The organism is Christiangramia sp. 3-2217-3z, assembly GCF_051195275.1.
In the GTDB taxonomy this organism is placed as follows: Bacteria; Bacteroidota; Bacteroidia; order Flavobacteriales; family Flavobacteriaceae; genus Christiangramia; species Christiangramia marina.
Genome location: NZ_JBNJLI010000001.1, coordinates 626519 through 653133, shown reverse-complemented (window position 1 = coordinate 653133; position 26615 = coordinate 626519). Strand labels below are relative to the sequence as shown.

The following is a 26615-nucleotide window of genomic DNA, read 5'->3' as shown; positions in this document are numbered from 1 at the left end:
TCTAAGCTTTTTGATGAGCCTTAATCTATTCATAAAGTTTTCAGAGTAGCAATGAACATTGAGCTTATTTTACTTTATAAAATTTATTTCCGTAGTTGCTCTTCTTATATTGCAGACTCAAATGTTACTATAAATGCCGCCAGAAGCCAGCCTGAGGTTTAAAATTTTCAACCTGCTCACTAATTTCGGAAAGATGCTGGGTTGCTATTTCCTTTTTTTCATATTACTGGCTGCTTTTCAATCTACATTTCCATCTTTTGATTACGATAAATATCAGCAAACCGAGATCTTCGAATTATTAAAAACACAGCCATGGAAATTTGCTTTTATGGCGGCCATTTTCGCTCCGGTCATCGAAGAAGGTATATTCCGAAGTTTACTGAAACCTACAGAATTTAGCCTCAAATTCTTTTTATGCTGTGTTCTATTTATGATTGGTATCGCACTAATCCCGGAAGAAGCGCATTGGAGTCTCAAATACGGTGTCCTCGGCGGGACCTTACTGCTTGCCTTTTATGCCCTGGGGGAGTTAATCCCGGAACATATATTTAGAAAGACCTGTTACTGGCTACATCGATATTATTTGATCAACTGGATCCTAGGTGCTATCATTTTCGGTTTTGTTCACATTTTTAATTATGTAGACACTTTTCAAATTGACCTGATATTATTCATTATGATCTTTCCTCGTATCATCGCAGGCTTTTTCTTCGGAAAAATAAAATTGGAGAATCGCGGCCTAATCTGGCCAATGTTAATGCACAGTATGAATAATTCTATGGTACTGCTTTTTATACTCCCTCTGAGTCTCTCCAATTAGTAAACCTAAAGTCTCTACTCTTAATTTTCCTTACTTCTGAAATTAAAGAAATAAAATTCTTGAGGTCTTATGAATTATAAAAGAAGCCTGGAAAAATATTTCCAACTGCAAACAGGGACGACGTCTCGCAAGTGGCTGGTAAAAGTCTATTGCTTTGAATGTGCATGTTGGTGTAAAACCGTATACTAAAAGCATTTATTTTCCGGTTTTTTTATGTTTATATTTGAAACTCATTCATCAGGACAAGCGTGAAAAAATTCATCTTCTTATTCTTAATATCAAGTCTTCTATTTACATCGTGTAAAGAAGAAGAATCAAATGGCCCCATCCAGGCAGTAGAACCTCCTGAAACCCGTAAGGTTTCAGATTATCATAAACAATATCTTAAGGAGATTTCCTATATCAAAAGCAGAGCCGACTCCTCCTCTACCGAAAACATGATCAAACTTGATGGTGGAGAATATTTGATGGGTGGAAAATCTGAAGAGGCTAAACAAAATGAATTACCAGTTCATAAAGTGGAGATCAAACCTATTTATGTAGATAAAACTGAAGTTACCAATGCCGAATTTGCTCAATTCGTTGAAGCTACCGGTTATGTTACAACTGCAGAGAGAAGTTTTGAGCTCAAAGGAAATACCTACGAACCAGGAGCGTTGGTTTTTGATCCCTATAACCCCGAATGGTGGTGGAAATTTGTAAAAGGTGCGAACTGGCAACATCCCCAGGGTCCCGATTCTTCTATTGAAGGTAAGGAGAACTATCCTGTGGTGCAGGTTTCCTGGTATGATGCAATGGCATATGCTAAATGGGCCGGTAAAAGGCTACCAACAGAAGCTGAATTCGAGTATTTTAATAGCGCAGGTCGAGATTCTCTTACTTACCATTGGGGAAATGATTTTGATATTGCCGCACAACATGCGAATTTTTACCAGGGCGAATTTCCAAAAAAGAATACTGTAGAGGATAATTTTGATAAGATGGCACCTGTAAAAAGCTTTCCTGCAAATGATTTTGGCTTGTATGAAACTACAGGAAACGTGTGGGAATGGTGTCTGGACACCTATCATCCCGATGCTTACTCCAGAACTTCTGAAATGAAGGATGGATATTTTAAACACTACTACAACATGGAGCAGGAAAAAGTGATACGCGGTGGTTCCTTTTTATGTGCTGAAAGTTATTGCAGCGGCTATCGTGTTGCGGCGAGAATGAGTTCGGTTCCAGATACTGGCTTGGAGCATACTGGTTTTCGATGCGTAAAGGATATTTAGTTGCAATGCTGCTTGGTCCGGGAATCCATTAGAAATAAGATCTTCCAGTCACCTTCCATATTCACCATGTTGAAAACGTTGATGCCGCAGTGTGATATCTCACCATTAAAAAAAAAGGTATAAGGCGTTGTGACTGTCGCCAGCAGTCCGTTTTCTTCTATTCTATACTCATGTATTTTTTCTTCAAATTTCACATTCTTCGGAATGGAGGCAATACTTTTTAAAAATTCTGAATAAGCTGAAGTACTGATAGTTGTTTTACCTTCAGAATTCATACTTACAGATTTCAGCTGAAGTGATTCCGTAGCAAAAGTTTTAAGCTTTACGGTATCCTGCTCATGAAAAGCCTCGAAAAAATCGAACACCAATTGCTTTGGATTGTTCGATTGTGCATGGCTATTGACGCAAATAAAAATAAACGCCAGAAACATTAAGTTTTTCATAAGTCGTGGATTATTGACAGTGCTCCACGAATTTACTACTTTTACTGAAATTAAAATTTACGCGAATGTCGGTTGCCAAAAAACAGTACAAGAGAATAACTACAAAATCACTGGTAGATATGAAGTCGAACGGTGAGAAGATCAGCATGCTTACAGCATACGATTTCACCATGGCTCAGATCGTGGATGGCGCCGGTATCGATGTGATTTTGGTAGGTGATTCTGCAAGTAATGTAATGGCGGGTCATGAGACCACCCTTCCTATTACCCTGGACCAGATGATCTATCATGCAACCAGCGTTGTAAGAGCAATCAATCGTGCCCTGGTGGTTGTGGATCTTCCGTTTGGAAGTTACCAGAGTGATCCTAAGGAGGCTTTGCGCTCTGCAATAAGGATCATGAAAGAAAGTGGTGGACATGCAGTAAAGCTTGAAGGTGGAAAAGAAGTTAAAGAAAGTATCAAAAGGATCATGCATGCGGGAATACCAGTAATGGGACATCTCGGACTAACACCACAATCCATCTATAAATTTGGAACTTATACGGTTCGTGCAAAAGAAGAACAGGAAGCAGAAAAACTGAAGGCTGATGCCCTGATGCTTGAAAAAATTGGATGTTTTGCTATTGTTCTTGAAAAAGTGCCTGCCAAACTAGCCAAAGAAGTTGCTGCAAGTCTAACCATCCCGGTGATTGGGATTGGAGCCGGTAATGGTGTGGATGGTCAGGTACTGGTTGTTCACGATATGCTTGGTATGACCCACGAGTTTAATCCAAGATTTCTTAGAAGATATGCAGATCTTCATGGAGAAATGACCAAAGCTTTTCAGAATTACAGAGATGATGTGAAAAGCAGCGCATTTCCTTCAGATGATGAACAATATTAGACTTAAAATATAGTATTGATCGATTGACTGGATCGTTCTAATTCTTTACAAAACTTAACTATTGAGTTCAGATAAAATAATTTCAACAAAGGATAATTTGCAGGTGCTTCACGAGGATAATCATATTATTATCGTCAACAAAAGACCGGGTGATATTGTCCAGGGAGATAAAACAGGTGACAAACCACTTTCTGAAGTGGTCAAAAGCTATATCAAAGAAAAATATAACAAGCCAGGAAATGTTTATTTAGGGGTTGTTCACAGGCTTGATAGACCTACCAGCGGCATCGTACTATTTTCAAAAACTTCCAAAGCACTTCCAAGACTCAATAAATTATTTCAGGATAAGGATGCGAAGAAGACATATTGGGCCGTGGTCAAAGAAAAACCGCCAAGAGAAAGTGATGAGCTTATTCATTTTATGAAAAGGAATTCCAAACAGAATAAATCCTATGCTCATAAAAATGAAGTTCCAGATTCTAAAAAAGCAGTCCTTGACTACAAATTGATTAAAGAACTCGATCGTTATTATGTACTGGAGATAGCCCTTCACACGGGTAGACATCACCAGATCAGGAGTCAGTTATCTGCAATTGGAAGCCCTATAAAAGGAGATCTTAAATATGGTTTTGATCGTAGCAACCGCGATGCCAGTATCCATCTTCATTCCAGAGAACTCAGGTTTATACATCCCGTGAAAAAAGAGGAGATTCATATCACAGCTCCTCCCCCAAAAGATCCTATCTGGGATGCAATTATGAAATAATTAGAATTTACATTCTGCCTTTTTACTATTTTTAACCAAAATATCTAAATATGAAATGGCAAGGTCGTAGACAAAGCGGGAATGTAGAGGATCGCAGAGGTTCCTCTGGTAAAGGTAAATTAATTGCCGGTGGTGGAATTATAGGTGTAATTTTCGTTATTGCGCAGTTTATTCTTAGCGATGGTGATGTTTCAGTTTTACAACAACTGGAAGGATCTGGCGGTTCCCAGACTGAGTCCCGTGAACTTACTGCGGAAGAAAAGGAGATGGGAGAATTTGTCGCTACTGTACTTGCCGATACTGAAGATGTTTGGAACGATATATTTGCTGAAAATAATATGAATTACCAGGAACCTGGTCTTGTTCTTTTTAGCGATGCCGTACAAACAGCTTGTGGTGGTGCATCTTCTGCAAGCGGACCTTTTTACTGCCCTGCTGACCAGAAAATCTACATGGACCTTACTTTTTTCGATCAATTAAGACAAAGATTTGGTGCCAGAGGCGGTGACTACGCAGTTGCGTATGTGATGGCTCATGAAGTAGGTCACCATGTTCAGCATTTGATGGGAACTGCCGGAAGAGTTCGTAATCTTCAGCGGCAATCGAGTCAGACTGAAGCTAACGAACTATCTGTAGCGCTTGAGCTCCAAGCCGATTTTTATGCAGGAGTATGGACGAAGGAGAATCAGCAGTATTTGAGTGAAGGAGATATCGAAGAAGCGCTGAGTGCCGCGAATGCTGTTGGTGATGACGCAATACAGAAACGAACCAGTGGAAGAGTAAATCCAGATTCGTTTACTCATGGAACTTCAGAGCAACGTAAAGCCTGGTTTATGCGCGGATACAGAACTGGAGATATTAGACAGGGAGATACTTTTAAAGAAGTTTTAAATTAACTCAAATTCAATAAAATCGAAAGCCACTTATCCCAGTGGCTTTTTTTAATCCTGAAATATTAATTTTTACTTCTAAGTGAACTAAGACTTTCTATAATAACGGCGCTTATAATGAGTGAACCACCAATCATGGTTTTTGCTGAAGGGATCTCATTTAGAAAGATAGCGCCAAGCGCGATTCCATAAACAGGTTGTATACTACTCATGATACTCGCTGCAGTTATGCTAAAATTCTTAAAGCTCTTCAGAAATAAGGTATGCCCAATACAGGTTGTGAGCAAAGCAAGCGTAAGCAGTGGTTTCCATTGTTCCAGAACTTTATCAACTTCAGAATAAAAGAAAGCAGGAGACAGTACTAAAGCGACCACCAGTATCTGGTAAAACATTAATGTGGAACCATTATAACGTTCGATCTCTTTTTTCATTAGTAAATTCCGAAGAGAATAAAATACTGCAGATGCAATTCCGAAGAGTACGGCGATAAAGGAGTTATTCTCCAGATCGAAATCGGGACTTAGAAAATACACACCGAACAGCACTAAAAATCCCAGTGCGACATGGATTTTATTGAATCGGGTTTTGAATAATAGTGGTTCCAGAAAAGCAGTGATGACCGGATATGTAAATAAAGATAACAAGGCGATGGCAACGCTGGAATATTTCAGGGAATAGAAATAGGTTACCCAGTGCGCTCCCATAAGCAGTCCTCCAGAAATAACTTTTAGAACATCCTTTTTCGTAGCAATCTTTAGGCTTATTCTTTGCCATTGGCAGTACATATAAAATATAACAGCTGCCAAAACACAGCGATAGAAAATGGTGATTATGGGATCTAATGTGATATAACGACCTAAGGCTCCAGATGTGCTTATAAGCAACACCGCCAGGTTGAGCATTAGAATATTCGAAATATTGGTAGACTTTGGTGCGGTCATATCTGAATTTAACGCGAAGATGCGGCAGTTTTTTGCTGAATGATAGTTTTTACCGGAACATTTTCAATATTACTTTCCAGCCAGCTAATGATATCCAGATATAAAAAAGCTCTTCTCTCATAAGGATGTTGCTCAAAAACTTTGAGAACAGCATGTAGTTTTTTGAATTCGTCCCTGATATCCAGTGGCGAAACATCTGGCAGTTTTCTTAGAAATTTGATCATTTCCTTCTGAACCTCATGCAGATCGTTCATTCTAATAAGAAACTTGTAGGTGGATTTCACAAGATGATCCAGATGATAATCGAGCCCGGCCTCATAATGTGCTACAAGATTAAGAATTCGAGAGAAACACATAAGATCTTCCCTCATTCCTAATGATTTATTAGTGATGATCTTTTTTAGAAAAGCGATACATTTCTTATTATCCCCATCCCCAAAGTACAAACAGGCGATCTTGTAGTAGAATACCATGATGTGGTGCTCATCCAGCCTGCCCTTGAATTTTGTGATCTTATCCGTAATCTTTTTGACGAGCTCCTGGTTATCTCCAAACTCACCTTTCATAAACTTTAAATTCAATTTATTGGAATAGATGTAGAGAAAAGAAAGTGCCGCAATATTATCATTATGTGGGATCTGTGCATCTCGTAAGGAACTTTCTAATTGGATCAAAGTCTTTTCAAAAAGTTCTGTATGATTCAAATAAAACAAAGATTCCAACAGGTAATGATTTCCTTTTAGATAAGAAACAGGATGTACGGGGATCATATGATCATATTCTACGAAAAGTTCTTTCCATTTCATCGAATAGCGGTAACAGCCCAGAAAATCCTGAATTAGAAAACTATACCACATATGGGATTTGTAAACCCATAATTTCTCTCTGAAACCAAGCTCAGAAAATGTATAATTGGGAAGTTGCTTTTTAAAATATTGCTTAATGGAAATGGCTTCTTCTTCTGTACGACAGTATCCCTGTTTCAAAAATATTGCATATAGTTCCAGAGAAAGATTTGATAGGTCTCCCCATAGTGAATTTAGCGCGCTGATCTCCCGTGTTTGACGAATAAGAATATCTGCCCTGTTATTCATACTCCGGGTGATATATTGCGACTCGATGATCTTTTCCAGTTCCAAAACTTCGTAAGCAAGGTTCTTCTCTTCAAAATTTAGTGCCAGTAATTTCACTTTTTCCAGCAACTTTAAGCTCTGCTTATATAAACCTTTGTGATACAAAATATAGGCGAAATCCAATTGTTCCCGAATTTGAACGGGAATACTCTGGTGTGCTGGATTCAGTCTTAAAGAAATTAAAAGCTGCTTGTAAAGATGCGTTTTGACGTTGGAAAGCTGAAGCTTCGTAATACTGGTATTTTCAAGAATTTCAGCTTCATTATATTTTTTCTGTTTTGAAATTACTTTATATAAATTCAGAAATTTTGAATCTGAATTCACCCCAATTCTTCCAACATAGAGCGAAAACTGTCTTTTTTCTGAAGCAGATAAGGATTTGATTAAAGAAAACAGGTTTTCGGTTAAATCATTGGTCATTGTAAAAGCAGGTTTACTAGTTAGTTGTAATTCAGTTAGTTATATACTTTTTACTTAGTTTTAATTACTGTAACATGTTGGGACTATGACCAGAAAACTTGTAGTGAGACTGATACATTAGTTAAAGATAAAGCAAAATAAATCTCACATGCGTACTGAAAAGGTAGAAATTTTTGACACTACATTGAGGGACGGAGAACAAGTCCCCGGCTGCAAATTGAATACGGAACAGAAGAAGAAGATCGCTGCACGACTCGATGAACTTGGTGTTGATGTTATTGAAGCAGGCTTCCCGGTATCAAGTCCTGGTGACTTTCAATCTGTTACCGAAATCTCAAAACTCGTAAAAAATGCTACGGTTTGCGGACTTACCCGCGCCGTAAAAAACGACATCAAAGTTGCTGCAGATGCGCTTAAATATGCCCGAAAGCCCAGAATCCATACAGGGATTGGAACTTCAGATTCTCATATAAAATATAAGTTCAAGTCCAGTCGTCCAGAGATCATTGAAAGAGCTGGTGAAGCCGTAGCTTATGCTAAAAGCTTCGTAGACGATGTTGAATTCTATGCGGAAGATGCTGGAAGGACTGAAAACAAATTCCTGGCAAAAGTTTGTACCGAAGCCGTTAAAAGCGGTGCTACCGTAATAAATATTCCAGATACTACAGGTTATTGCCTACCGGAAGAATATGGCAGAAAGATAAAATACTTAAAAGAAAATGTGGTTGGGATTGAAAATGTGATCATCTCCTGCCATTGTCATAATGATCTTGGACTGGCTACTGCCAATGCAATTGCCGGTATTACCAATGGAGCCAGGCAGATAGAATGTACCATCAATGGGATTGGAGAACGTGCTGGGAATACAGCTTTGGAGGAGGTCGTCATGATCTTAAGACAACATCCATATCTTGATTTGAATACAGATATTAATCCGCAATTGCTATACGACACCAGTAATATGGTCTCTAGAGAGATGGGTATGTTCGTACAACCTAACAAGGCTATCGTAGGTGCCAATGCGTTTGCGCATAGTTCTGGAATACACCAGGATGGCGTCATCAAGAATAGAGAAACATACGAAATCATTAATCCAGCCGATGTCGGGGTCACCGAGTCGGCTATTGTTTTAACTGCCCGTAGTGGCAGAGCGGCGCTTGCTTACAAAGCCAAGAAAATGGGTTATGATCTAACAAAAATAGAGCTGGATCATGTTTACTTAGAGTTCTTAAGCTTTGCAGATGCTAAGAAACAAGTGGCAGACACTGATATTCATACAATCATGGATATCTTCAAAAAGAGTTCACGAGCAATTGCCTGATTTGTTATGAAGAAAACAATATTTGATAAAATTTGGGATTCGCATGTTGTGGAAAGCATTCCTAATGGGCCGGACATCTTGTATATCGATAAACATTTGATACATGAAGTGACCAGTCCTCAGGCATTTAACGAGTTGAAGGAAAGAAACATCCCCGTATTTCGGCCGGAACAGATCGTGGCTACGGCAGATCATAATACGCCAACCCAGGATCAGCATTTACCGGTCAGGGATCTTTTATCCCGGAAGCAACTAAAAGAGCTGAGTCAGAACTGTGAAGAGAACAATATTACGCTTTATGGCCTGGGACATCCTTATAATGGGATCGTTCATGTAATGGCTCCGGAGCTGGGACTCACTCAACCTGGCATGACCATAGTTTGCGGTGATAGCCATACCTCTACTCATGGCGCTTTTGGAACTATTGCCTTCGGAATAGGAACCAGCCAGGTAACTCAGGTTTTTGCGAGCCAGTGTCTACTGGTAGAAAAACCAAAAAAGCTTCGGGTTAATGTGAATGGTAAACTGAAGAAGGGAGTTTTACCTAAGGATGTAATCCTGTACATAATCAGTAAACTGGGAACAAATTCAGGTACCGGTTACTTTTGTGAGTACGCGGGAGAAGTGTTTGAAGAAATGTCTATGGAAGGCCGGATGACGGTTTGTAATATGAGTATAGAAATGGGAGCGCGTGGTGGCCTTATTGCTCCAGATCAAACCACGATAGATTACGTGGAAGGCAGAGAATTTGCTCCTAAAGGCGCTGAATTTGATAAAATGACCGCTTACTGGGAAACATTGAAAACTGATCCGGAAGCAGAGTTTGACCAGGAATATTCGTTTGAAGCTGAAGACATTGAACCCATGATTACCTATGGAACAAACCCGGGAATGGGAATTAAACTCACCGGCAGCATTCCTGTGGAAGGAAATAAAAGCGATGCCAAGGCTTTAGCCTATATGAATTTCAAACCGGGCGAAATTTTACTGGATAAACCTATCAATTATATTTTTATTGGTAGTTGTACGAACTCCAGAATTGAAGATTTTAGAGTTGCGGCCTCTTATATCAAAGGAAAAAAGAAAGCAGAAAATGTAAATGCATTGATCGTTCCCGGAAGTCAACAGGTAGCCATACAGATCAAAGAAGAAGGACTGGACAAGGTTTTTGAAGAAGCCGGTTTTACTTTAAGACAACCAGGATGCTCAGCATGTCTGGCAATGAACGATGACAAGATCCCTGAAGGAGAATATTGTGTATCTACCAGTAATAGAAATTTTGAAGGAAGGCAGGGACCCGGTTCCAGAACAATTCTGGCAAGTCCATTGACCGCCGCAGCGACTGCTATTTCAGGAAAAATTTCAGATTATACGATAACATTGAACTAATGGAGAAATTTATAAAACTTACAGATACCGCCGTTCCTCTGGATGATGAAAATGTGGATACAGACCAGATCATTCCAGCCCGTTTTCTAAAAGCGACAGACAAAGCCGGTTTTGGTGAAAATCTTTTTAAGGACTGGCGTTTTGATAAAAATGGAAATCCAAATAAATATTTTGTATTGAATCAAGATAAATATTCTGGTTCTATATTGATCGCAGGAAATAATTTTGGATGTGGATCAAGTCGTGAACATGCCGCCTGGGCCATAAAAGCTTACGGTTTTAAAGCTGTTGTGTCCAGTTACTTTGCAGATATTTTTAAAGGTAATGCTTTAAATAACGGACTTCTGCCCGTTCAGGTAAGTCCCGATTTTCTTCATAAGCTGTTTATTTCAATAGAGAAAGATCCGGAAGAAAAATTCAGCATAGATCTTGAGAATCAATTTATAAATATTGAAAGTTCTACTGAAAAGGAACATTTTGACATAGATCCCTACAAAAAAACCTGCCTGATCAATGGATATGATGATATAGATTATCTAACGAGTAAGCTGGAAGCTATTAAGAAATTTGAGCAGAAACGTAAAGACATAAAACCTGTACCACAGGAAACCCTATAAAAATAATGTATGAAATTTAATATAGCTGTACTTCCCGGAGACGGGATTGGTCCTGAAATAACACAGCAGTCAATGAAAGTGCTGAAGGCTGTTGCAGATAGATTTGATCATGAGTTCAATTTTGAAGAAGCTGAAGTTGGCGCGGTAGCAATTGATAAGTTGGGGGATCCTTTGCCTGAGACAACACTGGAACTTTGTGAAAAATCTGACGCTGTGCTTTTTGGGGCGATTGGTGACCCTAAATATGACAATGATCCTTCGGCGAAAGTGAGGCCGGAACAGGGCCTGTTGCGACTAAGAAAAGAACTAGGTCTTTTCGCTAACATTAGACCCGTAAAAGCTCACGAAAGCCTTTTACACCAATCTCCGCTTAAAAGAGAAAATATTGAAGGAGCAGATATGATCATTTTCAGAGAACTTACAGGCGGAATATATTTTGGTGAGAAAAGCACATCAGAAGATGGTCAAAGCGCTTCAGATCTTTGCACTTATTCAGTAGAAGAAATTGAACGTGTAGCTCATCTCGCTTTTAAAGCTGCGGAAACAAGGAGGAACAAATTAACACTCATAGATAAAGCTAATGTGCTGGAAACATCTCGTTTATGGAGAAAAACGGTTACTAAAATTGCGAAGGAGTACCCTGAAGTGGAGGTGGATTACTTATTCGTGGATAATGCGGCCATGCAAATGATCCTGAATCCCAGACAATTCGATGTAATCCTAACCGAAAATATGTTTGGTGATATTATTTCAGACGAAGCGAGTGTTATTGGTGGTAGTATTGGCCTGTTGGAATCTGCTTCCGTAGGAAATGAAAATGCACTTTTTGAACCCATACATGGATCTTATCCTCAGGCGGCCGGGCAGGGAATAGCAAATCCTGTAGCTTCTGTACTTTCTGCTGCGATGCTACTGGATCATTTAGGACTTAAAACCGAAGCTGAAACGGTGAGGATGGCGGTAGATCTCAGCCTGAAACTAAATGTTTGTACTATAGATATTAATAAAGATAACCATTATTCGACCGAAAGGGTTGGAGATTTTCTGGAAAGCGTTATTAGTGACACTGAAAATCATATTGTAAATAAGGAAAATCTGAGTTTAGGGCAAACGACCATTATTTAAATTTTAGTTCATGTTTGTAGACAATAGCCTCCTGGAAATTTAGTTTTTCCGGAGGCGTGTCGTTTTATAACTGTTGCAATTTTGTCCTGATCATATTTAATGAAAGATTATCCTTACTACCGGAATGAGTATGCTGCATGCCTTCGGTAGCTTCATAAGTGTCATTTTGGACCTGTTCTCCAATGATCTGGTATGCATCCCGAAATGACTTACCTCCTATCACGAGTTCGTTGATACTATCTACGGTAAACAGATATTTATATTTCTCGTCCTTGATATCGATATTTTTTACAATGATCTTGCTGATAGAATAAGTGAAAACGTCCAGAATTTCTTTGATATTTTCTACCGCATAAATACTATTCTCTTTAATAAGCTGAAAATCCCTGTGATATCCACTTGGGAGATTATTAGTGATCAGGATCATTTCATTTGCGATGGCCTGCAGCTTATTGCATTTTCCTCTAACCAGTTCAAAAACATCAGGATTTTTCTTGTGCGGCATGATACTGGAACCGGTTGTCAATTCATCTGGAAAAGTGATGAAATCAAAGTTCTGACTCATATACAAGCAAATATCCATGGCGAACCTGGAAAGTGTGTTTGCAAGAGATGAGATATTGGAAGTAACCGTTCGCTCACATTTCCCCCTACTCATCTGGGCCGCTACGACATTATACTTCTGGGTTGCAAAGCCGAGTTCCCTGGTGGTAAATTCCCTGTCTATAGGAAATGAAGAGCCATATCCGGCAGCAGAACCCAGCGGATTTTGATCCACGATCTTTAACCCGGCATCGAGTAAGTATAGATCATCAATTAATAATTCTGCGTATGCTGAAAACCATAAACCAAACGAGGAAGGCATCGCCACCTGTAGATGGGTATACCCGGGAAGTAGTTTTTCTTTATGTTCCTCTGCAAGGTTTAAAAGAACATCGATCAAATTCCTGGTCTTTGCAGAAATCTCCAGCAGGTTTTCTTTAAAATATAATTGCTGAGCCACTAAAACCTGGTCGTTCCTTGATCGGGCCGTATGAATCTTTTTTCCAGTATCTCCCAGTTTGGAAGTAAGTTCGTATTCGATTTTGGAATGCACATCCTCAAAATCTTCCTCGATCTTAAATTCACCGTTTTCGAGTTGCTGGTTCAATAGCTCCAATTCTGAAACTAATAAATCTACTTCCTGTACTTCCAGAATCCCTACTTTCCCAAGCATTTTAGCGTGTGCTGTGGACGCCTGTATATCATATTTAGCTAGATGCATATCGAGTTCACGATCGTTTCCCACGGTAAATTTCTCGATCTGCTTATCTATTGAAATGCCTTTATCCCAGAGTTTCATAGTTTTTATTTTATTATCCGTTATCCTGAACTTGTTTGACTTCGCTGAATTTCTGAATTCAAAATCTTATGAGAAGTTGAACAATTTCAGCCTAACATTATTACCATTGCTGCACTGAGCTTGCCGCACTTTGACAGGCTCAGCGCAACAATTTCAGTGATATTATTTCCTAAGTGCTTTTTCAAGCAATTCTATATACTTTTCAATACCTTCTTCGATCTCATTTACATAAATAAATTCATCAGCCGAATGTGATCTTGTAGAATCTCCCGGTCCTAATTTAAGGGAAGGACAGCTTAACATCGCCTGGTCTGAAAGTGTTGGCGAGCCATAAGTTTCCATCCCAATTTCAATTCCTGCCTTAACTAGGTCATGATCTATTGGGATCGAAGACGAATTCAATCTTAAACTTCTCGCAGTAATCTCATCTACTGGCGCTTTTTCTTTTAAAATCTGCTCGATCTCTGCATTGCTATATTTATCGTTTACCCGAACATCGATCACAAAATGCGTCTTAGCGGGCACTACATTATGCTGACTTCCAGCCTTAATTTGCGTGACTGTTACTTTCACTTCTCCCAGACTTTCAGAAACTCTCTCTAATTTAAAATTTTCGAACCAGTTGAGAACTCGCGCAGTTTTATAGATCGAGTTATCAGGATTTGGATGAGCCGCATGGGAAGGAGTTCCTTTTACTACAGCATCGAAAACGATAAGACCTTTTTCAGCTACTGCAAGATTCATCAAGGTTGGTTCCCCGACAATCGCAACATCTATCTTCGGTAATTTTGATAATAGTGCTGCAATACCATTCTTTCCGTTAGTCTCCTCTTCCGCAGTTCCGGCGAAAATGATATTATAATTTAAATTCAGTTCGGAATATAAATAAGTGAATGTAGCCAGTAGAGAAACAAGGCATCCACCCGCATCATTGCTTCCAAGACCATACAATTTACCATTCTCAATCTTTGCCTCGAAAGGATCTCTGGTGTAAGCTGAATTTGGTTTTACCGTGTCATGATGTGAATTGAGCAACAGGTTTGGTTTTGTATCGTCGAAATGCTTACTGGTCGCCCAGACATTATTGAGGCTTCGCTGATACGGAATATTGTGGTCTGTAAACCATCGTTCAAGGCAGTCTGCAGTTTTATCTTCTTCCCCTGAAAAAGACTGGGTCCTGATGAGGTTCTGCAATAGTTGCAATGCTTCCTTCTGAAGTTCTTTGACCTGCATTAGTTTACAATTTTTGTATGTTTTGCACCCTTTTTCAAAAGTTCAGCATCTCCTAAATAGACGGTTGCAACTCCTCTATTGATGGCTTCAAAGCAATTATGAAGTTTTGGTAACATCCCATCTGTGATCACTTTCGAAGCTTTCAATTGCTGATACTTATCTGAATTCAATTCAGCAATTACTGAAGTATCATCATCCATATTCTTAAGAACTCCTTTCTTTTCTAAACAGTAAAAAAGCTGGGTTGTATAGATATTGCTCATGGCAATCGCTATTTCTGAAGCTACAGAATCTCCGTTGGTATTCAGCAAAACTCCATCTTCCGTAGAAGAGATCGCTGAAAATACGGGCACGATCTCCTGCTTTAAAAGTGATTTGATAAATGCAGTATTCACTTTTACCACATCTCCAACCAGGCCGTAATCGATATCTTTAACTTCACGTTTTCTGGAAATTAATACGTTAACGTCTGCTCCGCAAAGTCCGATCGCGTTTTGTTTATTTCCCTGCAATTTTGCAACGATATTTTTATTTAAAAGTCCGCCATAAACCATCGTGATCACTTCCATAGAATCCTTATCTGTAATTCTTCTGCCATCTACCATCTGAGTTTTATAACCTAGTTTTCCAGCAACTTCAGTAGCTTTATTTCCACCTCCGTGTACAAGAATTTTAGGACCTTTCAGCTGAACAAAATCTTTCAGGAAAGAATCGAGCAGCTCTTGGTTTTCGATGAGCTTCCCTCCTATCTTAATGACATTAAGAACATCTGTCGCCGGATTGTGAACTATTTCGAGCATTCCAATAATTTTTTTAACACCGCCTGGGCTGCATAGGTTCTGTTATTCGCCTGCTGGATCACAATGGAATTATCACTATCCAGGATATCGTCAGCGATCACGACGTTTCTTCTAACAGGAAGACAATGCATCACTTTTGCATTATTGGTATTTTTTAATTTAGCCTGATCTACGGTCCAGTTTTCTTCCAACTCGAGTACCTGACCGTATTTTTCGTAACTACTCCAGTTTTTGACATACACAAAGTCGGCGTCCTCAAATGCTTTTTGCTGGTCATGTTCAACACGAACGTCTTTTCGAATTTTTGGATCTAGATCATATCCTTCAGGATTAGCGATCACAAGATCAACTTCCATTTTCTGCATAACTTCAGTAAAAGAATTCGCTACAGATTGTGGTAAGGCCTTTGGATGTGGAGCCCAGGTCAATACCACCTTTGGTCGAGATTTCCCACTTAATTCCTGAATGGTGATCGCATCTGTTAAAGCCTGCAACGGGTGGCCAGTAGCGCTTTCCAGATTCACTATGGGAACTGAAGCGTACTGTTTAAAACTATTCATCACCACTTCAGTTTCATCCTTTTCCCTGTCTTTAAGGCCTGGAAATGCTCTTACCGCGATGATATCGCAATATTGTGAAAGTACCGCAGCTGCTTCTTTTATATGTTCTGCCTTGTTTGAATTCATAATCGCACCATCCTCAAATTCCAAGGCCCAACCATCTTTGTCAGCATTCATGACCATCACATCCATACCCAATAATCTGGCAGCTTTTTCAGTGCTTAGACGGGTACGAAGACTTGGATTGAAGAATAACATCCCCAGAGTCTTACCTTTTCCAGGTTTGTCTTCTGAAGGATTCGATTTCATGGCTCGTGCGTCGCGAATCAAAGCTTTAAGATCCTCAATATCTGATAGGTTTATGTAGTTTTTCATTCTTATATTTTTTCTGAAAACCGAAGTTTATGGACGATATAATTATTTTTCTGAAGTGCTCCTTAGGAAGTTTCAGAGCTTATTTTTTGATTTATCAATGCTTGCCGTAAAGCTTCAAAAAAGACCTGAAAATGTTCTTTCTGAATAGTTAATGGTGGTAGGATTCGCAGTAGTTTTTTGTTAGATGAAGCCCCTGTAAAAATCTGGAAGTCAAATAGAAGCTCCTTCCGAAGTGCAGCGATCTCAAAGTCAAACTCCAGTCCTATCATCAAACCACGACCTTTTATCTTTTTTATTTCTGAAATCTTAGCTGCTTCCTCCCGGATATATTCTGAAACTTCAGCAGCATTCTGCATCAGGTTTTCTTCTTTAATAGTATCCAAAACTGAAATCGCCGCAGCACAGGCGAGATGATTTCCGCCGAAAGTCGTACCCAGCATTCCGTAGCGAGGAGTAATTTTATTATCGATCAAAATTGCGCCAACAGGAAAACCATTCCCCATTCCTTTGGCCATGCTAATAATATCTGGCCTGATGCCATGCTTCTGATAAGCAAAGAAATCACCGGTTCTGCCGTAACCAGACTGTACCTCATCTGCGATTAGCATGACATTGTACTCCTTACAAATATCGGCTGCGGCCTTATAGAAACCGGAGTCTGCTTCATTAAGTCCGCCAACACCCTGGATCACTTCAAAAATAACCGCTGCAACATCCCCTTTCTTGAATTCAGTCTCTAATGCAGCTATATTATTAAATACTAATCGGGTAGCCTTATGACCTTTATTAAATGGTGCTTTGATGGTTTCATTATCGGTAATCGCCACTACGCCGGAAGTTCTACCGTGAAAAGCATTCTCGAAGTATATGATCCTGTCCTTGCCCGTATGGAAAGAAGCGACTTTTAGTGCATTTTCATTAGCTTCAGCTCCAGAGCTACATAAGAACAGCGCATAATCCCTGATTCCAGAAATTTCTTCCAGTTTACCAGCAAGTTCATTTTGCAGGGGATTTTTGATGGAATTGGAATAAAACCCAAGTTTCGCCACCTGAGTTTGTATGGCTTGTAAATAGTTTGGATGCGCATGACCAATCGAGATGACCGCGTGACCTCCATAAAGATCCAGGTATTTCCTGCCATTTTCATCATAAACATAGCAACCATCACCCTTTTCCGGGGTGATATCGTATAACGGGTAAACATCAAATAACTCCATAATTACTGGTCTGATATTGTATTAATCTTTTTAAAAGAGGCTTGTATTCCTTTAATGAGCGAAGAGCTCAGGCCGTTATGCTCCATCTCGTTAAGCCCTTCTATGGTGCAGCCTCTTGGAGTGGTAACCTTGTCGATCTCTTCTTCCGGATGTTTACCGGATTCTATCAAAAGACTGGCAGCTCCCAGGCAGGTTTGCATAGAAAGCTCCTGCGCATCTTTCGCATCAAAACCAAGTTGTACAGCTCCCTGAGTGGTCGCACGTATTAAACGCATCCAGAAAGCAACACCACTGGCACAAATTACCGTTGCTGCCTGCATTTTGTTCTCAGGAATGATAATACTTGTTCCCAGTCTGTTAAAAATAGCTTCTGCGATCTTAATCCTTTTTTCACCTGCTTCATTACTACACAAACAGGTCATGGATTTACCAACAGCGATAGCGGTATTAGGCATTGACCTGATAATATAATGATCCTGACCAATGATTTCTTCGATCCTGGGAATCTTAAAGCCGGTAACTGTTGAGATCAAAACATGCTTATCTGTAAGTTCATCTTTGATCTCCTCAAGAATGCGTTCAAATTGCGTAGGCTGAACGGCAAAGATCAGAATGTCAGAATTTCTTACTGCTTCAAGATTATCTGAAGTTACATGAACTTTTGCATATTCTTCAAAATCCTGGATATCTTCAATCTTTCTTTTACTTAGATATAGCGTGGTAAACGCATTACTAAATATGAGGCCTTTTGCAATGGAAACACCCAGATTCCCTGCACCTATAATTGCTATTTTCATATTGCTTTAATTATCAATCATTCTTGTGTAATAAATAACATCCTCCAACTCTTTACTTTTAGAAATAACTTGCCTTTAGATTTAAACCTGTTTTCTCTTCAAAACCAAACATTAGATTCATGTTTTGAACAGCCTGTCCTGAAGCACCTTTCAGTAAATTATCGATCACACTTGTGATCAATAATTTATCATCAAATTTTTGCAACCTCAACAGGCACTTATTAGAATTCACCACTTGTTTTAAGTGCAATTCCTCTTCAGTAATGAAAGTAAACGCGGCATTTTTATAGAATTCGGAATACATCAATTTTGCCTCTTCCAGGTTACCTTCAAATTTTGTGTATGCCGTTGCATGAATACCTCTTGAAAAATTTCCTCTATTCGGAATAAAATTGATGGCGGCACTATGATTTTCCTGCAGCTGCTTTAGACTCTGCCCGATTTCCTGCAAATGCTGATGCTCAAAACTTTTATAAGCTGAAAAATTATTGTCTCTCCAGGTAAAATGTGTTGTTTTAGAAAGCGAAGTACCAGCACCGGTTGCACCAGTTACGGCATTCACATGGACGTCTTCCAGCAATAAACCTGCCTGTGCCAATGGAAGAATCGCCAGGCTAATCGCTGTAGCAAAACATCCCGGGTTCGCAATGAAACTGGCAGACTGTATTTTATCCTTATTTATTTCCGGCAGACCATAAACAAAAGCATGATCAATCGATTTCATTCTGAAATCTGTACTTAGATCTACGATCTTCGTTCTTTCTGAAAACTCATTCTCTGAAAGAAACTTTTTGGAATTTCCATGTCCAAGACAAAGAAAAACCACGTCTGCTTCCTTATGGATCAGGTTAGTGAACTTAAGTTCAGTATCTCCAATAAGATCCTGGTGAACACTGTGAACAGGTTTTCCGGGTTGAGAAGTACTGTAGACAAAATTCAGGTTTACTTCAGGATGGTATAATAAGATCCTGATCAATTCTCCCGCAGTATAACCCGCTCCTCCAATAATTCCTGCATCCATCATGAACCCTGATTCACGTGTTGGTAGATCTTTCCTGAATTAGAAAGGATCTTAATAAATCCTTTGGCATCTTCGGCTGTCCAGGCTTTGTTTTCTTCTCCGTAATTACCGAAACTGCTATTCATAAGATCGTTTGGAGAATTTATCCCATCCAGTGTAAAATGGTAAGGTTTCAGGCTTACAAAAACGTCGCCGGTGACCTTGGATTGAGAACTCTGCAACTGGGCTTCGAAATCACGCATTACGGGATCCAGGTATAATCCTTCATGCAGATGCATCCCATACCAGTTGGAGGTATAATCTTTATGTTGTAATTGCCATTTGCTTAGCGTATGTTTTTCCAGTAAATGATGAGCTTTAATGGTGATCAAGGCAGCAGCAGCTTCAAAACCTACTCTACCTTTAATTCCTATGATCGTATCACCTACATGAATATCTCTCCCAATTGCATATTTTGAGGCGATCCCTTCGAGGATTTCTATATTCTGCACAGGTTCATTTTCAGTTCCATTAATAGCAGTGAGCTCACCATGTGTATATGATAACTTAATTTGCTTTGGTTCCTTTTCTTTTAATTGAGAAGGGAATGCTTCTTCCGGCAATGCTTTTTCTGAAGTCAGAGTTTCTGCTCCTCCAACACTGGTTCCCCAAAGGCCTTTATTAACTGAATATTTTGCTTTATCCCAGTTCATCTCAACCCCTTTACTTTTAAGGTATTCGATTTCTTCCTTTCTGCTTAGTTGTTTATCTCTTATAGGAGTTATAATCTGTATATCTGGAGCAATGATCTGGAAGATCATATCAAATCGAACCTGGTCGTTACCTGCACCGGTGCTACCATGGGCAATATATTCAGCTCCAACTTTTTTCGCATATTCAACGATCTCGATAGCCTGGATGATCCTTTCAGCACTTACAGATAAAGGATAGGTATCATTCTTAAGTACATTTCCAAAAATGAGATACTTCACCACTTTTTCATAAAAGGAGTTGACCGCATCGATATTTTTGTAGCTACTCGCTCCTATTTTTTTAGCATTTTCACCGATATTTATTATTTCTTCTTCTGAAAATCCTCCGGTATTCACACTCACGGCATGAACTTCAAAACCTTCTTCTTCAGATAAATATTTTGCACAATATGAGGTATCCAATCCTCCACTATATGCTATAACTACTTTCTTCATAATTACTGGTATTCAAATGTCCTTCAGAAGTAAAAACCGAAGGATGTATATTCATTATTGATATTATTTCTTCTCTTTCTTATAGAATAGCGTTTGCTTGATATGTTTTAATCGCTGAAATGCCTTCTCGTTGAATTTACTTTTAGGCTTCTCGATCTTCTTAGGACTTTTCTTTTTCTCGGGATCATACATCATTCCTGTACACAAACACATCTTATGGTCGGTTCGGGTAAGTACATCGTAATTCTTACAGGTCTGGCATCCTTTCCAGAATGTCTCATCATCGGTAAGCTCAGAAAAAGTGACCGGTTGATAGCCTAGATCATAATTGATCTTCATGACTGCTAAACCTGTGGTGATCCCGAATATTTTAGCATCCGGATATTTCTTTCGGGAATGATCAAAGATGACATTTTTAATCTCTTTCGCCAGTCCCTGGTTTCTAAAATCGGGATGGACAATGAGTCCGGAATTGGCCACATACTTGTCGTGGCTCCAGGTTTCTATATAACAGAAACCGGCAAATTTTTCCTCTTCCAGAGCGATCACAGCATTTCCCTTCTCCATCTTATTGATGATATATTCAGGAGTTCTGCGCGCAATACCGGTACCCCGAACCTTTGCCGATTCTTCGATAGTATTACAAATGATCTCAGCATAGGAAGCGTGAGATTTATTAGCAATGAGAATTTTCATCTGCTAAAAGATTTATGTTGGAAATTATATTTTGATCTGGGTTTTCGAGAGCGGAACCGGACTCACCTAAGTTCCATAGATATATAGACGCACTTACGTGCGACGGGGAAAACGGCGGCGCATAGCGGAAATATCAGAGAATGATCTGATAGTTAATTTGTATTCTATGCCGTTTATGTAGTTCAAAATTGGGATGTAAGATAATATTAATAAAAAGTCGTTTCGGGGTGCTGCCTAGAAGCGGCGGCGGGGCCTGAAATGGAAACGGACTAATATTATCTTATTGATCGAAATCATATTACAAATGTATATAAATTTTTAAGGTACAGGCAGTTCTAGATCAAAAATTGAAATAAATTTGGATTATTATTTAAATATTCCCCGTAGAAATTCTTCTTTTTCATTCTTTCTACAAGAGGTTCAAAGTCAGCTGGATCCTTCAGCTCAATACCTACAACCGCTGGCCCGTTCGACCTGTTATGCTTTTTAGAATATTCAAAATGAGTAATATCATCATTTGGTCCCAGGACTTTTGCTACAAATTCCTTTAAGGCCCCTGCCCTTTGAGGGAAAACGATTACGAAATAATGCTTTAATCCGGAATATAACAATGCACGTTCCTTGATTTCGGCCATCCTGATGATATCGTTGTTACTGCCACTAACGATACAAACAACGTTCTTCCCCTTGATCTTTTCAGCATAGAGATCCAGGGCTGAAATCGCCATGGCTCCGGCCGGTTCCACTACCATGGCATCCTGGTTATAAAGATCAAGGATGGTCTGGCAGATCTTTCCTTCTGGCACAGTAATCATTTCATCCAGGTTTTCCTTACAAATAGCAAAATTTCGCGTTCCAACTTTCTGGACAGAGGCGCCATCTACAAATCGCTCTATATTTTCCAGCTCGACTACTTTACCTTCTTTTAAAGAGGTCTTCATAGAAGGAGCGCCTTCGGGTTCGATGCCAATGATTATAGTATTGGGTGATAGTTCCTTGAACATGGAAGAAATTCCCGCCAGGAGTCCGCCACCTCCAAGTGGGGCAAAAATATAATCTATAGGGTCATTGGATTGCTCAAGGATCTCCAGGGCAATGGTAGCCTGACCTTCAATTACTTTTTCATCGTCGAAAGGATGAATGAAAATAAGTCCTTTTTCCGCCATATGTGCCATTGCACTCTTATAGGAATCATCATAGGTATCACCCTTGAGTATCACTTCCACCCACTCACCACCAAACATCTCAGTTTGCTCCACTTTTTGCTGTGGCGTGGTGCCGGGCATATAGATCACTCCTTTAACTTTGAGCTTATTGCAGGCAAAGGCAACACCCTGAGCATGATTCCCCGCACTGGCACAGATCACACCTTTTTCGAGCTGTTCCTGTGGTAAACTAGAGATCTTATTATAGGCTCCTCGAATTTTGTAAGATCTAACTTGTTGCAGATCCTCACGCTTCAGCATCACCTTCGCATCAAAGCGCTTGCTATAGGTAAAAGATTCAGCTAAAGGAGTTTTCAGCACCACCTTTGAGATTCTTTCCGAAGCCTCTTTAACCGCTTCGAGACTAGGTTTGTAAATCGTATCTTTTTCCAGCAGAGTTTCCATTAAGCGTATATTTTCTTCATTGCAGTCATCGCAGATCGTAAAGTTGCGCCTACTTTCTCTACGGGATGTTCCTTGATCTGCTCATTCACTTTTGATATTTTCTCATTATCCACACCAATGTCTCCTGAAGAAAATTTTCTTCCAGCAACTTCAGGTCCCAGAGAATTCACATAGTCCTTAATCAAAGGTTTGGCTGCGTGATCGAATAAATAACATCCATATTCCGCGGTATCTGAAATTACGCGGTTCATCTCGTAAAGTTTTTTCCTGGCGATGGTATTAGCGATAAGGGGAGTTTCATGCAAGGATTCATAATAGGCAGACTCCTCGATAATCCCAGCATCTACCATAGTTTCAAAGGCTAGTTCCACCCCAGATTTCACAAAGGCAACCAGTAGAACTCCCTTATCAAAATACTCCTGTTCTGTGATCTCTTCTGAAGTTGCTTCAGTTTTCTCAAAAGCGGTATTTTCAGTTTCAGCTCTCCAGGTATGTAACTCGGTATCGTCATTGGCCCAGTCTTTCATCATTCGGCTACTGAACTCACCTGAAATGATATCATCCATATGCTTCTGAAACAACGGACGCATTTTTTCCTTTAGTTCTTCTGAAATTTCATAAGCTCTTATCTTTGCAGGATCAGAAAGTCTGTCCATCATCTGGGTGATTCCGCCGTGCTTCAAAGCTTCCGTAATCGTTTCCCAACCATACTGAATTAGTTTTGCTGCGTAGTTCTTATCCAGACCTTCAGAAACCATTTTGTCAAAAGTTAGAATGGATCCGGTTTGTAAAACACCACACAGGATGGTTTGTTCACCCATAAGATCAGATTTTACTTCCGCAACAAAAGAAGATTCCAGTACTCCCGCGCGATGACCTCCTGTAGCATAAGCATAAGCTTTCGCCCATTCCAGTCCCACGCCTTTAGGATCATTTTCAGGATGAACTGCGATCAATGTAGGTACTCCAAAACCACGTTTGTATTCCTCTCTAACTTCAGACCCGGGACATTTTGGAGCGACCATGATCACGGTAATATCCTCCCGAATCTTCATTCCTTCTTCCACGATATTAAAGCCGTGAGAATAGGAAAGTACGGCTCCTTTTTTCAAATAAGGTTGAATAGCTTTGATCACGTTTGTATGTTGCTTATCCGGGGTAAGGTTTATCACAAGATCTGCATCCGGGATCAATTCTTCGTAAGTTCCAACTGTGAAATCATTTTCTGAAGCATTTTTCCAGGATTGACGTTTTTCCTTGATTGCGCTTTCTCTAAGTGCATATGAAATATCCAGACCGCTGTCGCGCATATTAAGTCCCTGGTTGAGACCCTGCGCACCGCAGCCCACAATGACTATTTTCTTATCTTTTAAAGCATCTGCTTCGTTACTGAATTCATCCAGCTCCATGAATCTACAGGTACCTAATTGATCGAGTTTTTCAGCTTTGGACAGGCTGTTAAAATAGTTGGTCATGATAATGAGTTTGTGGTATTAAATTTTTCTAGTATTCCTGATATCGGCATTTCGTTCTTGGTGACCGCGATGGTACCAGATCTTACGAATTGCATGAGTCCGTAGGGTTTTAGTTTTTCATAAAGCTGATCGACCTCTATACGTTTTCCGGTCTTTTCTATTACAAAAAACTGCCTGGTTACGGTCACAATACGCGCATTGGTCTCTTTAATAAAATCCTGAATATTATGATCATCCAGAAAATCTTCAGATTTGATCTTATACAAAGCTGTTTCCTGGTAGATCGTTTCCGCATCGGTATGATAAAAAGCTTTGATCACTTCGATCTGCTTTTCAATCTGTCCTACGATCTTCTTGATCTGTTCTTCGGAAACCTTCACGATAATAATAAAGCGCATCACTTCGTTCACCTCGCTTGGGGAAGCCGTTATACTTTCAATGTTGATATGCCTTTTCAAAAAGATTGCGGCAATCCTGGAAAGTAAACCAAGATTATTTTCGGTATAAATCGAAACTGTATAGTTCTGTTTTTCCATTACTCTAATAATATTTCTGAAACTGATGCTCCGGTTGGAATCATTGGGAACACATTTTCTTCCTGTTCAACTTTTACTTCAAGGAAATAGGCTTCATCGCTTTGCATCATTTCTTTTACTGCCGACTCAAGCTGACTTCTTTCGGTCACCTGGTTTGCTTTAATGTGATAACCTTTGGCGATCGTTATAAAATCTGGATTTACCATGGTTGTGGAGGCATAACGCCTATCAAAAAACATTTGCTGCCATTGTCTTACCATTCCCAGGAATCCGTTATTTAAAAGCACGATCTTGACTGGAACTTTGGTCTGGAAAATGGTTCCTAATTCCTGTATGGTCATCTGGTAACCGCCATCACCTATAACCGCCACAACATCTCTTTCTGGTTTTGCCATTTTCGCTCCTATGGCTGCTGGTAACGCAAATCCCATGGTTCCCAATCCCCCGGAAGTCACATTACTTCTTGACTGATTGAATTTGGCATAACGGCAGGCTGCCATCTGGTGCTGACCAACATCTGAAACAATGATCGCATCTCCTTTAGATTGAATATTTACTTCCTGAATGACCTCAGCCATTCCCAGATCTTTCTTGTTTACATCTAGATTTCCCTGAATCACTTTCTCATATTCAGTTTTGTACATATCCTTAAACTTCTGGTGCCATTCCTTGTGAGAATATGGCTCCAGTAATTCAAGCAATGCCTTCAGACTTTCTTTTACATCCCCCAGAACCGGGTAATCTGCTTGAACATTTTTTCTAATTTCAGCCGGGTCTATCTCGAAATGAATGATTTTTGCCTGTTTCGCGTATTTTTCCAGGTTACCGGTAACCCGGTCATCAAACCTCATCCCAATAGCAATTAAAACATCGCATTCATTAGTTAGCATATTTGGTGCGTAATTTCCATGCATTCCCACCATTCCCACGTTCAATGGATGATCTGTTGGTAATGCCGAAAGTCCGAGAATCGTCCATGCAGCAGGAATTCCAGATTTTTCTACAACCTGTTTGAATAGATCTTCAGCTCCTCCCAGGATCACTCCCTGTCCCCAAACGATCAATGGTTTTTTAGCATTATTGATCACTTCTGCAGCGCGTTGTACTTCCAGAAGATTTAATTCCGGGATCGGCTGGTAACTTCTTATTCCGGAACATTTTTTATAACTGAATTCCAACGAGGCAAACTGGGCATCCTTGGTAATATCGATTAGTACCGGCCCTGGTCTTCCCGACCTTGCGATATAAAAAGCTTTCGCCATTACTTCGGGAATTTCTTCAGCATTGGTGATCTGGTAGTTCCATTTGGTTACCGGTGTAGAAATACCTACAATATCGGTTTCCTGAAAAGCATCTGAACCCAGAAGATGGGACCCAACCTGGCCAGTGATACAAACCATTGGAGTGGAATCGATTTGCGCATCTGCAATACCGGTTACAAGATTGGTAGCTCCCGGACCGGAAGTTGCCACAGCGACCCCTACTTTTCCTGAAACTCTGGCATAACCCTGGGCAGCATGCGTTGCTCCCTGTTCGTGCCTGGTGAGTACATGGTGAATTTCTTTCTGATATTTATACAGTTCATCATATACAGGCATGATCGCCCCACCAGGATACCCGTAAATAGTATCCACACCTTCTTCGAGCAAACATTTGATCACCGCCTCTGCTCCTGAAACGGTCAGGCTTTTTTGCTTGCTTTGCTTTTCGAAACTTGCTGTTTTAACCTCCATATTTCACCTA

25 protein-coding genes are annotated in these 26615 nt (G+C 39.8%); 9 read left to right on the top strand and 16 right to left on the bottom strand.

Translation table 11 applies throughout. The annotated features are described in order from the left end of the window. Positions 1-133: 133 nt before the first annotated feature. Together ACSHZO_RS03095 and ACSHZO_RS03090 are read left to right on the top strand one after the other, a co-directional pair. On the top strand, positions 134-820 hold the full coding sequence (locus ACSHZO_RS03095; protein ID WP_298246599.1) for a CPBP family glutamic-type intramembrane protease: 687 nt from the start codon (positions 134-136) through the stop codon (positions 818-820). Between the two features lie 248 nt (positions 821-1068). After that, positions 1069-2094 carry a formylglycine-generating enzyme family protein gene (locus ACSHZO_RS03090; protein ID WP_298246598.1) on the top strand — a complete coding sequence of 342 codons (1026 nt, stop codon included), beginning with the start codon at positions 1069-1071 and terminating at the stop codon, positions 2092-2094. On the opposite strand, the gene ACSHZO_RS03085 is transcribed toward ACSHZO_RS03090, so the two are convergent. Then, on the bottom strand, positions 2091-2537 hold the full coding sequence (locus ACSHZO_RS03085; protein ID WP_298246597.1) for a nuclear transport factor 2 family protein: 447 nt from the start codon (positions 2535-2537) through the stop codon (positions 2091-2093). The two genes, ACSHZO_RS03090 and ACSHZO_RS03085, sit on opposite strands and share 4 nt — an antisense overlap. A gap of 65 nt (positions 2538-2602) precedes the next feature. Between ACSHZO_RS03085 and panB the strand changes: the two genes are divergently transcribed. From panB to ypfJ, 3 genes are all read left to right on the top strand, one after another. Then, positions 2603-3421 carry a 3-methyl-2-oxobutanoate hydroxymethyltransferase gene (panB, locus tag ACSHZO_RS03080; RefSeq protein ID WP_141877328.1) on the top strand — a complete coding sequence of 273 codons (819 nt, stop codon included), beginning with the start codon at positions 2603-2605 and terminating at the stop codon, positions 3419-3421. 61 nt (positions 3422-3482) lie between these two features. Beyond that, complete coding sequence (locus ACSHZO_RS03075) at positions 3483-4187, top strand: RluA family pseudouridine synthase (RefSeq protein WP_298246596.1); 705 nt, start codon at positions 3483-3485, stop codon at positions 4185-4187. Positions 4188-4237: 50 nt separating this feature from the next. Further along, positions 4238-5083, top strand: coding sequence for a KPN_02809 family neutral zinc metallopeptidase (ypfJ, locus tag ACSHZO_RS03070; protein ID WP_298246595.1), 846 nt, complete (start codon positions 4238-4240; stop codon positions 5081-5083). Between the two features lie 59 nt (positions 5084-5142). Here the strand turns inward: ypfJ and ACSHZO_RS03065 are convergent, their stop codons facing one another. After that, entirely contained in the window at positions 5143-6018 is an 876-nt protein-coding gene (locus tag ACSHZO_RS03065) for a DMT family transporter (RefSeq protein WP_298246594.1), read from the bottom strand. A gap of 8 nt (positions 6019-6026) precedes the next feature. Next, positions 6027-7571 carry a hypothetical protein gene (locus ACSHZO_RS03060; protein ID WP_295180338.1) on the bottom strand — a complete coding sequence of 515 codons (1545 nt, stop codon included), beginning with the start codon at positions 7569-7571 and terminating at the stop codon, positions 6027-6029. A 148-nt stretch (positions 7572-7719) separates the two neighbouring features. On the opposite strand from ACSHZO_RS03060, the gene ACSHZO_RS03055 reads away from it, so the two are divergent. Genes ACSHZO_RS03055 through leuB form a run of 4 tightly spaced genes read left to right on the top strand, consistent with a single transcriptional unit; the run spans position 7720 to position 12023 of the window. Then, the gene (locus ACSHZO_RS03055; RefSeq protein WP_298246593.1) at positions 7720-8892 is read left to right on the top strand and encodes a 2-isopropylmalate synthase; all 1173 of its coding nucleotides are present in this window, start codon (positions 7720-7722) and stop codon (positions 8890-8892) included. A 6-nt stretch (positions 8893-8898) separates the two neighbouring features. Continuing rightward, positions 8899-10281, top strand: a complete 1383-nt coding sequence (leuC, locus tag ACSHZO_RS03050; protein ID WP_298246592.1) for a 3-isopropylmalate dehydratase large subunit — start codon at positions 8899-8901, stop codon at positions 10279-10281. After that, positions 10281-10898 carry a 3-isopropylmalate dehydratase small subunit gene (gene leuD, locus ACSHZO_RS03045; protein ID WP_298246591.1) on the top strand — a complete coding sequence of 206 codons (618 nt, stop codon included), beginning with the start codon at positions 10281-10283 and terminating at the stop codon, positions 10896-10898. The genes leuC and leuD overlap by 1 nt, the downstream gene beginning before the upstream one ends. A gap of 9 nt (positions 10899-10907) precedes the next feature. Beyond that, on the top strand, positions 10908-12023 hold the full coding sequence (gene leuB / locus ACSHZO_RS03040; RefSeq protein WP_298246590.1) for a 3-isopropylmalate dehydrogenase: 1116 nt from the start codon (positions 10908-10910) through the stop codon (positions 12021-12023). 64 nt (positions 12024-12087) lie between these two features. On the opposite strand, the gene argH is transcribed toward leuB, so the two are convergent. From argH to ilvB, 13 genes are all read right to left on the bottom strand, one after another. Further along, a complete protein-coding gene (gene argH / locus ACSHZO_RS03035; RefSeq protein ID WP_298246589.1) occupies positions 12088-13365 on the bottom strand; it encodes an argininosuccinate lyase in 1278 nt (425 codons plus the stop codon). Positions 13366-13527: 162 nt separating this feature from the next. Next, positions 13528-14598 carry a M20 family metallo-hydrolase gene (locus tag ACSHZO_RS03030; RefSeq protein WP_298246588.1) on the bottom strand — a complete coding sequence of 357 codons (1071 nt, stop codon included), beginning with the start codon at positions 14596-14598 and terminating at the stop codon, positions 13528-13530. After that, entirely contained in the window at positions 14598-15398 is an 801-nt protein-coding gene (gene argB, locus ACSHZO_RS03025; protein ID WP_298246587.1) for an acetylglutamate kinase, read from the bottom strand. Before argB ends, ACSHZO_RS03030 begins: the two co-directional genes overlap by 1 nt. Then, on the bottom strand, positions 15386-16333 hold the full coding sequence (locus ACSHZO_RS03020) for an N-acetylornithine carbamoyltransferase (RefSeq protein ID WP_298246586.1): 948 nt from the start codon (positions 16331-16333) through the stop codon (positions 15386-15388). The genes argB and ACSHZO_RS03020 overlap by 13 nt, the downstream gene beginning before the upstream one ends. Before the next feature lie 62 nt (positions 16334-16395). After that, the gene (locus ACSHZO_RS03015; protein WP_298246585.1) at positions 16396-17550 is read right to left on the bottom strand and encodes an aspartate aminotransferase family protein; all 1155 of its coding nucleotides are present in this window, start codon (positions 17548-17550) and stop codon (positions 16396-16398) included. A gap of 2 nt (positions 17551-17552) precedes the next feature. Continuing rightward, the gene (gene proC / locus ACSHZO_RS03010) at positions 17553-18347 is read right to left on the bottom strand and encodes a pyrroline-5-carboxylate reductase (RefSeq protein WP_298246584.1); all 795 of its coding nucleotides are present in this window, start codon (positions 18345-18347) and stop codon (positions 17553-17555) included. 58 nt (positions 18348-18405) lie between these two features. Next, on the bottom strand, positions 18406-19371 hold the full coding sequence (gene argC / locus ACSHZO_RS03005) for an N-acetyl-gamma-glutamyl-phosphate reductase (protein WP_298246583.1): 966 nt from the start codon (positions 19369-19371) through the stop codon (positions 18406-18408). Further along, positions 19368-20555 carry an argininosuccinate synthase gene (gene argG / locus ACSHZO_RS03000; protein WP_298246582.1) on the bottom strand — a complete coding sequence of 396 codons (1188 nt, stop codon included), beginning with the start codon at positions 20553-20555 and terminating at the stop codon, positions 19368-19370. Before argG ends, argC begins: the two co-directional genes overlap by 4 nt. 63 nt (positions 20556-20618) lie before the next feature. Continuing rightward, on the bottom strand, positions 20619-21251 hold the full coding sequence (locus tag ACSHZO_RS02995) for a GNAT family N-acetyltransferase (protein ID WP_298246581.1): 633 nt from the start codon (positions 21249-21251) through the stop codon (positions 20619-20621). 335 nt (positions 21252-21586) lie between these two features. Further along, on the bottom strand, positions 21587-22861 hold the full coding sequence (ilvA, locus tag ACSHZO_RS02990) for a threonine ammonia-lyase IlvA (RefSeq protein ID WP_298246580.1): 1275 nt from the start codon (positions 22859-22861) through the stop codon (positions 21587-21589). Next, the gene (gene ilvC, locus ACSHZO_RS02985) at positions 22861-24336 is read right to left on the bottom strand and encodes a ketol-acid reductoisomerase (RefSeq protein ID WP_298246579.1); all 1476 of its coding nucleotides are present in this window, start codon (positions 24334-24336) and stop codon (positions 22861-22863) included. The genes ilvA and ilvC overlap by 1 nt, the downstream gene beginning before the upstream one ends. Continuing rightward, complete coding sequence (ilvN, locus tag ACSHZO_RS02980; protein ID WP_295180320.1) at positions 24333-24872, bottom strand: acetolactate synthase small subunit; 540 nt, start codon at positions 24870-24872, stop codon at positions 24333-24335. The genes ilvC and ilvN overlap by 4 nt, the downstream gene beginning before the upstream one ends. Further along, positions 24872-26605, bottom strand: a complete 1734-nt coding sequence (gene ilvB, locus ACSHZO_RS02975) for a biosynthetic-type acetolactate synthase large subunit (protein ID WP_298246578.1) — start codon at positions 26603-26605, stop codon at positions 24872-24874. Before ilvB ends, ilvN begins: the two co-directional genes overlap by 1 nt. Positions 26606-26615 lie beyond the last annotated feature (10 nt).

Coding starts and splice junctions, on each gene's coding strand:
- leuC (WP_298246592.1), top strand. CDS start 8,899: ATGAAGAAAACAATATTTGATAAAATTTGGGATTCGCATGTTGTGGAA.
- argH (WP_298246589.1), bottom strand. CDS start 13,365: ATGAAACTCTGGGATAAAGGCATTTCAATAGATAAGCAGATCGAGAAA.
- argC (WP_298246583.1), bottom strand. CDS start 19,371: ATGATGGATGCAGGAATTATTGGAGGAGCGGGTTATACTGCGGGAGAA.
- proC (WP_298246584.1), bottom strand. CDS start 18,347: ATGAAAATAGCAATTATAGGTGCAGGGAATCTGGGTGTTTCCATTGCA.
- ACSHZO_RS03095 (WP_298246599.1), top strand. CDS start 134: ATGCCGCCAGAAGCCAGCCTGAGGTTTAAAATTTTCAACCTGCTCACT.
- ilvA (WP_298246580.1), bottom strand. CDS start 22,861: ATGGAAACTCTGCTGGAAAAAGATACGATTTACAAACCTAGTCTCGAA.
- argB (WP_298246587.1), bottom strand. CDS start 15,398: ATGCTCGAAATAGTTCACAATCCGGCGACAGATGTTCTTAATGTCATT.
- leuD (WP_298246591.1), top strand. CDS start 10,281: ATGGAGAAATTTATAAAACTTACAGATACCGCCGTTCCTCTGGATGAT.
- ilvN (WP_295180320.1), bottom strand. CDS start 24,872: ATGGAAAAACAGAACTATACAGTTTCGATTTATACCGAAAATAATCTT.
- argG (WP_298246582.1), bottom strand. CDS start 20,555: ATGAAGAAAGTAGTTATAGCATATAGTGGAGGATTGGATACCTCATAT.
- leuB (WP_298246590.1), top strand. CDS start 10,908: ATGAAATTTAATATAGCTGTACTTCCCGGAGACGGGATTGGTCCTGAA.
- ACSHZO_RS03020 (WP_298246586.1), bottom strand. CDS start 16,333: ATGAAAAACTACATAAACCTATCAGATATTGAGGATCTTAAAGCTTTG.
- ACSHZO_RS03060 (WP_295180338.1), bottom strand. CDS start 7,571: ATGACCAATGATTTAACCGAAAACCTGTTTTCTTTAATCAAATCCTTA.
- ypfJ (WP_298246595.1), top strand. CDS start 4,238: ATGAAATGGCAAGGTCGTAGACAAAGCGGGAATGTAGAGGATCGCAGA.
- ACSHZO_RS03065 (WP_298246594.1), bottom strand. CDS start 6,018: ATGACCGCACCAAAGTCTACCAATATTTCGAATATTCTAATGCTCAAC.
- ilvC (WP_298246579.1), bottom strand. CDS start 24,336: ATGACCAACTATTTTAACAGCCTGTCCAAAGCTGAAAAACTCGATCAA.
- ACSHZO_RS03085 (WP_298246597.1), bottom strand. CDS start 2,537: ATGAAAAACTTAATGTTTCTGGCGTTTATTTTTATTTGCGTCAATAGC.
- ACSHZO_RS03030 (WP_298246588.1), bottom strand. CDS start 14,598: ATGCAGGTCAAAGAACTTCAGAAGGAAGCATTGCAACTATTGCAGAAC.
- panB (WP_141877328.1), top strand. CDS start 2,603: ATGTCGGTTGCCAAAAAACAGTACAAGAGAATAACTACAAAATCACTG.
- ACSHZO_RS03015 (WP_298246585.1), bottom strand. CDS start 17,550: ATGGAGTTATTTGATGTTTACCCGTTATACGATATCACCCCGGAAAAG.
- ACSHZO_RS02995 (WP_298246581.1), bottom strand. CDS start 21,251: ATGAAAATTCTCATTGCTAATAAATCTCACGCTTCCTATGCTGAGATC.
- ACSHZO_RS03055 (WP_298246593.1), top strand. CDS start 7,720: ATGCGTACTGAAAAGGTAGAAATTTTTGACACTACATTGAGGGACGGA.
- ilvB (WP_298246578.1), bottom strand. CDS start 26,605: ATGGAGGTTAAAACAGCAAGTTTCGAAAAGCAAAGCAAGCAAAAAAGC.